The 13,074-nt window shown below is 65.0% G+C and carries 9 protein-coding genes; 7 read left to right on the top strand and 2 right to left on the bottom strand.

The annotated features are described in order from the left end of the window. The first annotated feature begins 33 nt into the window (after positions 1-33). The 3 genes from AC07YR_RS02555 (at position 34) to AC07YR_RS02545 (ending at position 2,863) form a co-directional block, all read left to right on the top strand. Positions 34-693: an ATP-dependent Clp protease proteolytic subunit gene (locus AC07YR_RS02555; protein WP_028268993.1), complete on the top strand. Its 660-nt coding sequence runs from the start codon at positions 34-36 to the stop codon at positions 691-693. Between the two features lie 198 nt (positions 694-891). Continuing rightward, positions 892-2,181, top strand: a complete 1,290-nt coding sequence (gene clpX, locus AC07YR_RS02550) for an ATP-dependent Clp protease ATP-binding subunit ClpX (protein ID WP_055803565.1) — start codon at positions 892-894, stop codon at positions 2,179-2,181. Positions 2,182-2,248: 67 nt separating this feature from the next. Beyond that, positions 2,249-2,863 carry a mycothiol-dependent nitroreductase Rv2466c family protein gene (locus AC07YR_RS02545; protein WP_055803562.1) on the top strand — a complete coding sequence of 205 codons (615 nt, stop codon included), beginning with the start codon at positions 2,249-2,251 and terminating at the stop codon, positions 2,861-2,863. Positions 2,864-3,274: 411 nt separating this feature from the next. On the opposite strand, the gene valS is transcribed toward AC07YR_RS02545, so the two are convergent. Next, on the bottom strand, positions 3,275-5,896 hold the full coding sequence (gene valS / locus AC07YR_RS02540; RefSeq protein WP_494732925.1) for a valine--tRNA ligase: 2,622 nt from the start codon (positions 5,894-5,896) through the stop codon (positions 3,275-3,277). 61 nt (positions 5,897-5,957) lie between these two features. Here valS and AC07YR_RS02535 point away from each other — a divergent pair, with 61 nt between their 5' ends. The 3 genes from AC07YR_RS02535 (at position 5,958) to AC07YR_RS02525 (ending at position 8,322) form a co-directional block, all read left to right on the top strand. Next, positions 5,958-6,317 (top strand): DUF488 domain-containing protein, encoded by a 360-nt coding sequence (locus tag AC07YR_RS02535; protein WP_494732924.1) that lies wholly within the window; start codon positions 5,958-5,960, stop codon positions 6,315-6,317. Between the two features lie 9 nt (positions 6,318-6,326). Beyond that, positions 6,327-7,088, top strand: a complete 762-nt coding sequence (locus tag AC07YR_RS02530) for an SDR family oxidoreductase (protein WP_436057858.1) — start codon at positions 6,327-6,329, stop codon at positions 7,086-7,088. A gap of 160 nt (positions 7,089-7,248) precedes the next feature. Beyond that, a complete protein-coding gene (locus AC07YR_RS02525) occupies positions 7,249-8,322 on the top strand; it encodes a glycerophosphodiester phosphodiesterase (RefSeq protein ID WP_436057857.1) in 1,074 nt (357 codons plus the stop codon). Here the strand turns inward: AC07YR_RS02525 and AC07YR_RS02520 are convergent. Beyond that, on the bottom strand, positions 8,319-9,350 hold the full coding sequence (locus tag AC07YR_RS02520; protein ID WP_494732923.1) for an endonuclease/exonuclease/phosphatase family protein: 1,032 nt from the start codon (positions 9,348-9,350) through the stop codon (positions 8,319-8,321). The genes AC07YR_RS02525 and AC07YR_RS02520 overlap by 4 nt on opposite strands. A 358-nt stretch (positions 9,351-9,708) precedes the next feature. On the opposite strand from AC07YR_RS02520, the gene ileS reads away from it, so the two are divergent. Then, positions 9,709-13,071: an isoleucine--tRNA ligase gene (gene ileS, locus AC07YR_RS02515; protein WP_494732922.1), complete on the top strand. Its 3,363-nt coding sequence runs from the start codon at positions 9,709-9,711 to the stop codon at positions 13,069-13,071. Positions 13,072-13,074: the final 3 nt, after the last annotated feature.

Here is a 13,074-nt window from a genome sequence, read left to right as displayed (position 1 = left end):
GCGAAGACAGAAATGATTCCAGGAGAAATGAACATGAACTACAATTTCGGATCGTCTGCCGGGAACCTGCCCACCAGCCGCTATGTGCTGCCGCAGTTCGAGGAACGCACGCCCTACGGCTTCAAGCGCCAGGACCCGTACACCAAGCTCTTCGAGGACCGGATCATCTTCCTCGGCGTCCAGGTGGACGATGCTTCCGCGGACGACGTGATGGCGCAGCTGCTGGTGCTCGAGTCCACCGACCCGGACCGCGACATCACGCTGTACATCAACTCCCCGGGCGGTTCCTTCACCGCCATGACGGCCATCTACGACACGATGCAGTACATCCGTCCCGAGATCCAGACCGTGTGCCTGGGCCAGGCGGCAAGTGCGGCAGCTGTCCTGCTCGCAGCCGGCACGCCCGGCAAGCGCCTGGCACTGCCCAACGCACGCGTACTCATCCACCAGCCGGCACTGTCCGGCGGCCAGGGCGGACAGGCCTCCGACCTCGAGATCCAGGCAGCCGAAGTCATGCGCATGCGGTCCTGGCTCGAAGACACCCTGGCCAAGCACTCGGGCCGGACGTCCGAGCAGGTCAACAACGACATCGAGCGTGACAAGATCCTCACCGCCGCCGAGGCACAGTCCTACGGCCTGATCGACCAGGTCCTTGATTCCCGCAAGATCAAGCCGCAGGCGATCAGCAGGTAATTAAGCACGACACGCGGAGCCGGTGCGGTTCATGGAAAATGGACCGCACCGGCTTTCGTTTTCAATACGTAAGGTTCCACCCCTCAGGCCGAATGTGACTTAGAGTGGAACATGTCACGGCCGGACCTTCCGGACCCACCGTGATTCCAGCAACCGGTGCAGTGCTGCGGTAGCAGCAGGATACTAAGGGGTTCACATATGGCTCGGATTGGCGAGAGCACGGATCTGCTGAAGTGCTCTTTCTGCGGAAAGAGCCAAAAGCAGGTGCGCAAGCTCATTGCCGGGCCCGGCGTCTACATCTGCGACGAGTGCATTGAACTCTGCAACGAGATCATTGAAGAGGAACTCGCCGAAGTAGCGGACCTCGGCAGCTTCGAACTGCCCAAGCCCCGAGAGATCTTCGACTTCCTCCAGGAATACGTGATCGGCCAGGAGCCTGCCAAGCGCTCGCTCGCCGTCGCGGTCTACAACCACTACAAACGGATCCAGGCCGGCCACGCCCCCAAGAGCGGCAGCCTCGCCGAAGGCGTCCATCACGACGACGTCGAGATCGCCAAGTCGAACATCCTCCTGATCGGCCCCACCGGTTGCGGCAAGACCTATCTGGCCCAGACCCTGGCCCGACGCCTCAACGTCCCCTTCGCCGTCGCCGATGCCACGGCACTGACCGAGGCCGGGTACGTGGGTGAGGACGTCGAGAACATCCTCCTGAAACTCATCCAGGCCGCTGACTATGACGTCAAGAAGGCCGAACAGGGCATCATCTACATCGACGAGATCGACAAGATCTCCCGGAAAAGCGAAAACCCTTCCATTACCCGGGATGTCTCCGGCGAAGGCGTGCAGCAGGCCCTTCTGAAGATCCTGGAAGGCACCGTGGCGTCCGTTCCCCCGCAGGGCGGCCGGAAGCACCCGCACCAGGAATTCATCCAGATCGACACCACCAACGTGCTGTTCATCGTTGCGGGAGCCTTCGCAGGGCTCGAAGACATCATCGGCTCCCGTTCGGGACGCAAGGGCATCGGGTTCGGTGCTCCGCTGAATGAAGTCAAGAACAATTCCGACTCCTACGGCGAGGTCATGCCGGAAGACCTCCTGAAATTCGGGCTGATCCCGGAATTCATCGGCCGGCTTCCCGTCATCACCACCGTTTCCAACCTGGACCGTCCGGCCCTGATCCAGATTCTGTCCACACCGAAGAACGCCCTGGTGAAGCAGTACCAGAAGATGTTCCAGCTGGACGGCGTGGAACTGCTGTTCGACGACGAAGCCTTGGACATGATCGCCGACCAGGCGCTGGAACGCGGCACCGGTGCCCGCGGGCTCCGCGCCATCATGGAAGAAGTGCTCCTCCCCGTGATGTTTGACCTCCCCAGCCGGGACGACATCGCCAGCGTCGTTATCACTGCCGACGTCGTAGCGAAAAAAGCGCAGCCCACCATGATCGCGCACGACGTTGTGGCTAAGCGCCGGAATAAATCCGCCTAGTTCTTCGCTCTTGGTAGATGTGCGCCTGAGGTGCGCCACGCCCCGATGACTTTACGAGGAGATCTCCGTGCCTGAAACCACCGTGAGCAAAGCCGACTTCTGGTTCGACCCCCTGTGCCCCTTCGCCTGGATCACGTCCCGCTGGGTGGGCGAAGTGGAGGAAGTCCGTGACATTGAAACCGAATGGCACGTGATGAGCCTTGCCGTCCTGAACGAGGGCCGCGAACTGGACCCCGGCTACCGCGAGGCGATGGACAAGGCATGGGGCCCTGTCCGCGTCATCATCGCCGCCCGCGAGCAGCACGGCGACCAGGTCATCAAGCCGCTCTATGACGCCATGGGCAGCCTGATCCACGACGGCGGCGAGAAGGACTTTTCCGTCGTGATCAGCAAGGCACTGGCTGAGTGCGGGCTCCCGGCCGAGCTCGCGGCCGAAGCTACCTCGGACACCTTCGACCAGCAGCTACGCGCCAGCCACGAAGAGGGTATCTCCCTTGTAGGCCAGGATGTGGGAACGCCGGTAGTCGCCTTCAACGGCACGGCATTCTTCGGCCCGGTCCTGACCCGCATTCCCCGGGGCGAGGAAGCCGGCCGCCTGTGGGACGCCGCGGTGACCCTGGCTGCGTACCCGCACTTCTTCGAGATCAAGCGCAGCCGCACGGAGCGGCCCGAATTCAACTGACGGGCACCGCCGGACGCCCTTGCGCGGGAACCGGAATTACTAGCGTGTAGTTCTTTCGGGACCCTTGCGGATCGGCCCTGGTGGGACAACAATAGTTCTTACCCACTTCGAAAGAAGAGGGACACGGAAACCAAAGATTCAGTGACACGCATCTGACGCAGCCTTCGGCAAAGTCAGAAGCTGGCTACCAGTGACGAGGTAGGAAGACCTGGACTTCCGAGGATTCCGCCAGATTGTCACAGACGTCACGAGACAATCGAAAAAGTCGAAGCCCCACCAACGGCAAAACGCTGATGGGGCTTCCCCTTTGCCCAAAAACAAGTTTGCCCAAAAACAAGGGACCCCGCCAAAGACCGAAACCCCATCAGCGTTGAACGCTGATGGGGTTTCCGCATGTTTCCGGTGAACGGGCTAGGCGCCCGGCGCTTCTTCCGGCGGGGCCAGCACAACATCGCTGACCGTCAGTTCGCCGTCGCCTGCCACGAGGGTGAGTTCGCGGGCATTCGAGGCAGCCTTCAGGTCGGCCAGGCCGGCCTTCAGCTGCGTGGTGATCGACTCCGTGGCGGTGATCGTGGCGGACAGCACCTCAGTGCGCTGCTTGACCTTGGCCTCGGACTTGGCCTTGCGGATACCGCTCAGTGCAACCCCGACAGTCGCGAGCATGGTGGTGTCGCCGTCGGCGACCTCTGAAGCGGCGGGCCACTCTGCACGGTGCACCGATCCGGTGCGCCACCAGCCCCAGACCTCTTCGGTGGCAAAGGGCAGGAACGGCGCGAACAGCCTCAGCAACGTATCCAGGGTGGTGGCCAGGGCCGCCAGCACCGACGCCTGCTCTGCTTCGCCGGCTGCCCCGTAGGCGCGGTCCTTGATGAGTTCCACGTAGTCGTCCGTGAACTGCCAGAAGAAGCTCTCGCTGATCTGCAGCGCCCGGGCATAGTCATAGTTCTCGAACGCCTTGGTGGCCTGTGCCACGACGTCGGACAGCTGTGCCAGGACGGCGCGGTCCAGCGGGTTGGTCAGTACGGACAGGTCCGTGGACACCACCGAGTTTTCCGTGGCGCCCAGGTTCAGGACGAACTTCGAGGCGTTGAGGAGCTTGATGGCCAGGCGGCGGCCGATCTTCATCTGCGCGATCTCGTAGGCCGTGTCCGCGCCGAGCTTTGCCGAGGCCGCCCAGTAACGGACCGCGTCCGAACCGTACTCCTCGAGGACATCGGTGGGCACGATCACGTTGCCCTTGGACTTGGACATCTTCTTGCGGTCCGGGTCGAGGATCCAGCCCGAAATGGCGGCGTGCTTCCACGGTGCGGTGTCCTGCAGCGCGTCGGCACGCACGGCGGTGGAGAACAGCCAGGTCCGGATGATGTCGTGGGCCTGCGGGCGCACGTCGAACGGGTAGACCTTGGCAAAGAGCGCCTCGTCGGTGCTCCAGCCGCCCACGATCTGCGGCGTCAGCGAGGACGTTGCCCAGGTGTCGAGGACATCGGCGTCACCAGTGAAGCCGCCCGGCTGGTCGCGCTGGGCTTCCTCGTAGCCGGGCGCCGCGTCGGCAGCCGGATCGACGGGGAGTTGCTGGTCCGTCGGGACGATCGGTGCGTCGTATTCGGGGTTCCCGTCGGCATCCAGCGGGTACCAGACCGGCACCGGCACGCCGAAGAAGCGCTGGCGGGAGACCAGCCAGTCGCCGTTCAGTCCTGAGATCCAGTTCTCGTAGCGGGACCGCATGAATGCCGGATGGAACTCGATCTCGTTGCCGCGTCCGATCAGCCGTTCGCGGCGGTCCTCGTCGCGTCCGCCGTTGCGGATGTACCACTGGCGCGAGGTCACCACTTCGAGGGGCTTGTCGCCCTTCTCGAAGAAGTTGACCGGGTGCATGATCTTCTTGGGCTCGCCGTCGAGGAGTCCGGCGCTGGCGAGCTGTTCGACCACTGCTTCCTTGGCGCTGAAGACCGTCTTGCCGGCGATCGACTCGAAAGCCGCGCGGCCCTGCTCGGTGGTGATCCAGTCCGGAGTGTCACCGATGATGCGGCCGTCACGGCCCACGATGGCGCGGGTGGGCAGCTGGAGCTCACGCCACCAGGTGACGTCGGTGAGGTCGCCGAAGGTGCAGACCATTGCGATGCCGGAGCCCTTGTCCGCCTTGGCGAGGTGGTGGGCCTTCACCTCCACCTCGACGCCGAACAGGGGAGAGGTGACCTTCTTGCCGAACAGCGGCTGGTACCGCTCGTCGTCGGGGTTTGCCACGAGGGCGGCGCAGGCGGCCAGCAGTTCCGGGCGGGTGGTCTCGATGTACAGCTTCTCGCCGTCCTCGGTGAAGAACGGGTAGCGGTAGTAGGCGCCTGCGACCTCGCGGTCCTCGAGTTCAGCCTGGGCCACCGCGGTGCGGAAGGTGACGTCCCACAGGGTGGGGGCCTCGGCCATGTAGGCGTCGCCGGCGGCGAGGTTCGCCAGGAAGGCGCGCTGGGAGATGGCCCGGGACTTGTCATCGATGGTCCGGTAGGTCAGGTCCCAGTCGACGGAGAGGCCAAGGGTCTGGAAGAGGTTCTCGAAGACCTTCTCGTCCTCGACGGCGAGTTCCTCGCAGAGTTCGATGAAGTTGCGTCGCGAGATGACGTCAAAATCGCGCTGGTTCTTAGCGGGTTCAGCCGGCGGGCGGTAGGCGGCGTCGTAATGGATGGCCGGATCGCAGCGCACACCGTAGTAGTTCTGGACACGGCGCTCGGTGGGCAGGCCGTTGTCATCCCAGCCCATCGGGTAGAAAACGTTCTTTCCGGTCATGCGCTGGTAGCGCGCCAGGACGTCGGTCTGGGTGTAGGAGAACATGTGCCCCACGTGCAGGGATCCCGACGCCGTGGGCGGGGGAGTGTCGATCGAGTAGACCTGCTCCCTGGTGGTCTCCCGATTAAACTTATAGGTTCCTTCGTCCAGCCAGCGCTGCGTCAGGGCAGCTTCCAGCCCCTCGAGGGCGGGCTTGTCCGGAACGTTGATAGGGGCGGTAGTGGGCGTGTCTGTACCCTGAGTGTCTTCAGCCATGGAGCAATTGTTTCATGTTCTCTTCCTTCGCTTGCGCGGGCCCCTGCATTAGCATCCCCGTATGGACAGTGAAGACCGCAAACTGGTGACCAAACGCATCTATGATGCCCCGTCCGACGACGATGGTTTCCGCGTCCTGGTGGACCGGCTCTGGCCGCGCGGCATCAGCAAGGAACGGGCCATGCTGGACCTCTGGCTGAAGGAGGTCGCGCCGTCGACTGCGCTGCGGACCGAATTCGGCCACATGAAGGAACGTTTCGCGGACTTCCGCGAACAGTACGAGGCGGAACTCGAAAGCAACCCGGCGGTGGCCACCCTGCAGGAGTTGGCTGTGAAGCACGGGCGCGTCACCCTGCTCTACGGTGCCAGGGATCCTGAGACCAACCATGCCCGTGTGCTTCTGGACTTCCTCCAACGTTAGGGTGGTGCCATGACTGAGGAAAAGCGCACAAAGGCAGCAGTAGTTACGGGAGCAAGCACGGGAATCGGCGAGGCGACGGTCCGCGCGTTGCGGGCCGAGGGCTGGACGGTCTTCGCCGTTGCCCGCCGGGCGGACCGGCTTGCGGCGCTCGCCGAGGCCACCGGAGCTACGGCCGTGCCGGCAGACATCGCCGACGACGATGACGTGGACAGGCTCCTGGCCGAGGTGACGAAGGCCGGCGGCATTGACACCCTGATCAACATTGCCGGGGGTGCACGGGGCGCGGACCGGATTGCCGAAGCCAAGACCGAGGACTGGGAATGGATGTTCGACGTGAACGTCCTGGGCACCATGAAACTGACCCGCGCCTTCCTTCCCATGCTGCGGGCGAACGGTGAGGGCACAGTCCTCAACCTGACCTCGACGGCGGGACTCGCCGCCTATGAGGGCGGTGCCGGCTACAACGCCGCCAAGTTCGCCCAGCACGCCATGACCGGTGCACTCCGGCTGGAAGAGGTGGAGAACAACGTCCGGGTCATCGAAGTTGCCCCGGGCTTGGTGCACACCGAGGAGTTCGCCCTCAACAGGCTGGGCGACCAGGAGGCCGCAGGAAAGGTCTACCAGGGCGTGGAGAAGCCGCTCACTGCCAACGATGTAGCCGACGTGGTCCGCTACGCAGTCACTGCGCCGCACCACGTCAACCTGGATCAGATCGTGATCCGGCCGGTGGCGCAGGCGGCCAACTACAAGCTGATCCGCAAGCAGGCCTGATCCGGGGAAGGAGGGCAGGGCAGCCCGGCGTGAGGGGGCTTCCCGCCACCGGAGGTTCATCCCGGGTTGGTCTGTGCGTTCCGCGCCCGTGACCAGTTGTTGGTGCTCGACGGCGACGGTGGCACGTGCACCTGCACACCACCAGAGTGGAGACCACACCATGCAACACCCGAAGACGCTTGGCGCTGCCGTACTCAGCGCAGCCCTGCTCATCGCCCTCCCGTCCCAGGCCATGGCCGCAGACACCAACCCCCACGGGGGCGACAACCACTTCGACCTCGAGGCCCATCGGGGCGGCATCGGACTCACGGTTGAGTCCACCCTTGCCTCCTTCGCCAAAGGCCTCGAGACAGGCGTTACGACGCTCGAGCTTGACCTTCAGATCACCAAGGACGGCCGCGAAGTCATTACGCACGACCGCAAGATCAGCCCCAACAAATGCCGGGACACGGCTCCCGTCGAGGCAGGGGATCCGCAGTTTCCGTATGTGGGCAAGTACGTCAAGGATCTGACGTTTGCCCAGGTCCGGAGCCTGGACTGCGGCAGCCTCACCCTTTCCCAGTTCCCGGGCCAGGCCGCGTCTCCAGGTGCACAGATGCCTACCCTTTCCGAAGTGTTCGCCTTGGCGGAGTCCTACCGGGCCAGCCAGGTGAAGTTCAACATCGAGACCAAGGTCGAAGCCGGCGCTCCGGAGCAAACGGCGCCGCGGGAGCAGTTCGTGGACGTCGCCCTGCGGGAAATCAAAGCAGCCAACATGCAGCACAGGGTTTCCATCCAGAGCTTCGACTGGGGTTCGCTGCGCCTTGTACAGCAGCGCGATCCGCAGATCCGCACTGTTGCGCTGACAAACAAGGACTTCCTCCAGGCCGGGCAACCGGGCAGCTCACCCTGGCTCGGCGGCATTGATTCGGACGACTTCGGCGGAGACCTCGTCAATGCGGCATCTCATCTCGGCTTCGACGCAATCTCCCCGGTGCACGGCTCCCCGCAGAACGGCTCGGTAACAGATCCCGGCTACGTCGCCTACGTCACGGCCGACATGGTGCAGCGCGCCCATGCTGCAGGCATGCAGGTCATCCCGTGGACCGTGGACGACAAGCCCACCATGCGCTCGCTGATCGCCGCCGGTGTGGACGGCATCATCACCGACTACCCGGACAGGCTCCGTGACGTTATGGCTGAGGCCGGCATGAAGCTGCCGCGGAGCTTCGACCAGCCGAAAACCTTGAACTAACCTGCGGAGGGGACGGCCAACGTGGCCAGGACGGCGGCGTGATCAGTTCCGGATATGCGGTGGACCGCGTATCCGGAACTGGCGATGCCGGGGCTGGTGACGAGGTGGTCGATGGCGATGCCGGGTAGCCGCTGCCCCTCCATCGGCCACGTGGGGACGAGCCGCATTCCGGCGGCCGTCCCCACATCCACCATCTTCCGGCCGTCCGGGCCGCCGTCGAGCAGCGCACGGAACTCCTTGTGGTCATAGGTGGCGTTGAAGTCGCCGATCAGCAGCCGGTTGCCGGGCCGTGCAGCCAGCCGGGCCAGGGCCGCGAGGTCGCTGCGCCACTGGTCCACGCGTACGTCCACCGGTGGAAGCGCGTGGACGTTGGCCACCTCGAGGACGGCCGGCGTTCCTGTTCCTTCCATTGTCAGCCGGACAACCGGCATCTGGAACGGTGTGTCGGGCAGGACGCCAACCGCCTCCAAACGGTGCGCTGAATAGATGGCGCTGCCGCCGGCGTCGTCTGTAGGATCGCTGAGCCGGTTCGGCAACAACTCCGGCAGCCCCGCAGCCGTGAGCCCGTCTTCCAGGGACTGCGTATGTTCCTGGATGGTCAGCAGCCCGACGCCGTTCTCCCGCACCAGGCGGACAATTTCCGCCGCGTCCGCCTGGCCGAATTCCGAATTGATGTTCATCGCCGTGAGTTGGACCGTGGGCGCTGCGGCGTCCGTAATGCTCCTGCCGTAATCCAGCGGAAACAGCCACAGGAGTTGTGCCGCCGCCGCGACCGCCGTCAGCCAGACCAGCCACCTGCGCCGGCCCGCAACGGCAAGGAGCAATGCGACGCCGGCAGGAACCAGCAGCCACGGTGTGAAGGACAGCAGCTGGACAACGATGGTGGGCCATTCCGCCGGGATGGCGCGGAACACCGACAGGGCCGCCACCGGCACTGACGCCAGCACGCAGAGCACCGGCCAGGCGGCGGACCGGCGGCGTCGTGGCCGGCGGCTGGAGCCCGTGGAGGCTGTGGTGCGGATGGTCATGGCTCCGAGTCTATGCAGTCGAACCGTCCGCTTGTGCCCGGGATTACCCTTCCGGCTACCACAACCCAAGGCAACTCTGGGTAGAATCGGGTAACAGCGTTGACCCGGCCATCACCGGTGAGCTTCCGGAAGAACCTTCGGACCCCTGCCGTGCAGGAACCCGGGGCAGTAGAACCGGACGGGTAAGCCCGTCACAGCAGCAATGAGCGGCCGACGCCGGTGCTCTGTCCTTTCGCAGGGGCCCGGCGACGGTAAGTGAGGTGGTACCGCGGTACCGGTGCAGTTGGAAAACAGCGCACGGGCCGTCCTCGCATCCTGAATGATCCACTTGTTCACTAGCTCAACCCAGGATGTCGAGATGACTTATTACCCCAAGGCCTCCGCCGCAGGCGCCGGCTCCACCGACTCTTCTTCCAACACCTCCGGTGTGTCCGCCTCCGTGAAGTTCCCGGAGATCGAAGAACGCATCCTCAAGTACTGGGACCAGGACGGCACCTTCCAGGCGAGCATCGACCAGCGCAGCGCTGACGCCCCCGGCGGGCAGCCCGGCAGCAACGAATTCGTCTTCTATGACGGTCCTCCCTTCGCCAACGGCCTGCCGCACTACGGCCACCTGCTGACCGGCTACGCCAAGGACCTGGTGGGCCGCTACCAGACGCAGCGCGGCCGCCGCGTGGAGCGCCGCTTCGGCTGGGACACCCACGGGCTCCCCGCCGAGCTGGAAGCCATGAAGCAGCTGGGCATGACAGACAAAACCCAGATCGAGGCCATGGGCATCGACAAGTTCAACGACGCCTGCCGCGCCTCCGTCATGAAGTACGCCGACGAGTGGAAGAGCTACGTCACCCGCCAGGCCCGTTGGGTGGACTTCGACAACGACTACAAGACGCTCAACGTCGAATACATGGAGTCGGTGCTGTGGGCTTTCAAGCAGCTGCACGAAAAAGGCCTGACCTACAACGGCTACCGCGTCCTGCCGTACTGCTGGAAGGACGAGACACCGCTGTCCAACCATGAACTGCGCATGGATGACGACGTCTACAAGAACCGCCAGGACCAGACCGTCACGGTCACGTTCCCCATCACCGCGGGGGAGTCCGGACTGTCACAGCAGCTCGCCGGCGTGCAGGCCCTCGCCTGGACCACCACGCCCTGGACGCTGCCCACCAACCTGGCGCTCGCCGTCGGGCCGGCCATCACGTACGCCGTGCTGCCTGCCGGACCCAACGGCATCAAGGCGGCGTCGGCCGAAGCCCCCGTCGAGGGCAGCTTCCTGCTCGCGGCGGACCTGCTGGGCGCTTACGCCAAGGACCTTGGCTACGGCGACGGCACCGCCGGCGTTGAGGCGGCCGAGTCCGCGGTCACGGCCACCTACACCGGCGCCGAGCTGGCCGGCCTGCAGTACCAGCCGCTGTGGAAGGACTTTAGCGACGCCGAAAAGTACGGCACCGAGAACGCCTGGCGCTTCCTGGTGGCCGACTACGTCACCACCACCGACGGCACGGGCATCGTCCACCAGGCGCCCGCCTACGGCGAGGACGACCAGAAGGTCTGTGAAGAGGCCGGCATCCCCGTGGTGCTGTCGGTGGACGAGGGCGCCAAGTTCCTGCCGCTCTTCTCGCACGGCGACCTGCACGACATCGTGGGCCTGCAGGTGTTCGATGCCAACAAGCCCATCACCCAGGTGCTGCGCGCCCAGGGCCGCCTGGTGCGCCAGGCCAGCTACGAGCACAGCTACCCGCACTGCTGGCGCTGCCGCAACCCGCTGATCTACCGCGCGGTGTCCTCCTGGTACGTGGAGGTCACCAAGTTCAAGGACCGCATGTCCGAGCTGAACCAGGACATCAACTGGATCCCTGGGAACGTCAAGGACGGCCAGTTCGGCAAGTGGCTCGCCAACGCCCGCGACTGGTCCATCAGCCGGAACCGCTACTGGGGCAGCCCCATCCCGGTGTGGCAGTCCAGCGACCCCGAGTACCCGCGCACCGACGTCTACGGCTCCCTGGCCGAGATCGAAGCCGACTTCGGCCGGCTTCCGCTGAACAAGGCCGGCCAGGTGGACCTGCACCGGCCGTTCATCGACGAACTGACGCGCCCGAACCCGGACGACCCGCGGACCCCCGAAGAGGGCCAGTCCGTGATGCGCCGCGTCGAGGACGTCCTGGACGTCTGGTTCGACTCCGGCTCCATGCCCTACGGCCAGGTGCACTACCCGTTCCAGAACGAGGAGTGGTTCGACACCCACAACCCGGCGGACTTCATCGTCGAGTACATCGGCCAGACCCGCGGCTGGTTCTACATGCTGCACATTCTGTCCACCGCGCTGTTCGACCGGCCGGCCTTCCGCAATGTCATCAGCCACGGCATCGTCCTGGGCTCGGACGGGCAGAAGATGTCCAAGAGCCTGCGCAACTACCCGGACGTCTCCGAGGTCCTGGACCGCGACGGCTCCGACGCCATGCGCTGGTTCCTGATGTCCAGCCCCATCCTGCGCGGCGGCAACCTCGTGGTCACCGAACAGGGAATCCGCGACGGCGTCCGCCAGGTCATCCTGCCGCTGTGGAACGTCTACAGCTTCTTCACGCTGTACACCAACGCCGCCGACGGCGGGCGCGGCTATGACGCGAAGCTGCGCTACGACGGCTACGCGGACACCCTTGACCAGTACCTGATGGCCAACACCGGTGACCTGGTCCGCAATGTGACCGCCCAGCTGGACAGCTATGACATCTCCGGTGCCTGCGACGAACTGCGCAGCTACCTGGACATGCTCACCAACTGGTACGTGCGCCGCAGCCGCCAGCGCTTCTTCGACGAGAGCGTCGATGCCTTCGACGCGCTCTACACTGCGCTGGAAACCGTCTCCCGCGTGGCCGCGTCCCTGCTGCCGCTGGTCTCCGAGGAGATCTGGCGGGGCCTCACCGGCGGACGCTCCGTGCACCTGGCCGACTGGCCGGACGCGGAACTCTTCCCGGCCAACCCGTCGCTGGTGGAAGCAATGGACCGCGTGCAGCAGATCTGTTCCACCGGATCCTCGCTGCGCAAGGCCGCGAACCTCCGTGTCCGCCTGCCGCTGCAGGAACTCACTGTGGTGGCACCCGGCGCGGACGCGCTGGAAGGCTTCGCCGCCGTCGTCGCGGATGAACTGAACCTGCGTTCCGTCCGCCTGTTGGACGCCGAGAGCGCCTCCCCGGAGGAGTTCGGCATCGAGCAGAAGCTCGTGGTGAACGCCCGGGCCGCGGGCCCCCGCCTGGGGAAGAACGTCCAGCAGGCCATCAAGGGCTCCAAGTCCGGTGACTGGTCCGTTAGCGAAGAAGGAGTGGTCACCGCCGGCGGCCTGGCCCTCGAGGCGCAGGAATACACCCTGGAAACCGTCGTTGCGGAAGCCGCGGAAGGCGAAGGATCGCGGGCTGCCGCCGTCCTTCCCGGCGGCGGGTTCGTGGTGCTCAACACCGAGGTCACGCCGGAACTGGAAGCCGAAGGTGCTGCCCGCGACATGGTCCGCGCCATCCAGCAGGCCCGCAAGGACGCCGGACTCAACGTCAGCGACCGGATCCACACCACCGTCACCGCGAAGCAGGACGTCGTTGATGCCTTGCTGGCAAACGCTGAGCTCGTCAAGACCGAGACGCTGACAGTCCGGCTGGACACCGTCGCGGCCGACGTCAACGAACCGCAGGTCACCGTTGCCAAGACCGCGGCAGAAAAAGTAGAGGCCTAAACA

This window comes from Arthrobacter sp. GW460-12-1-14-TSB2 (genome assembly GCF_059423525.1).
Note: the sequence above shows the minus strand (reverse complement) of the source record. Positions and strands in the feature narration are given on the sequence as shown.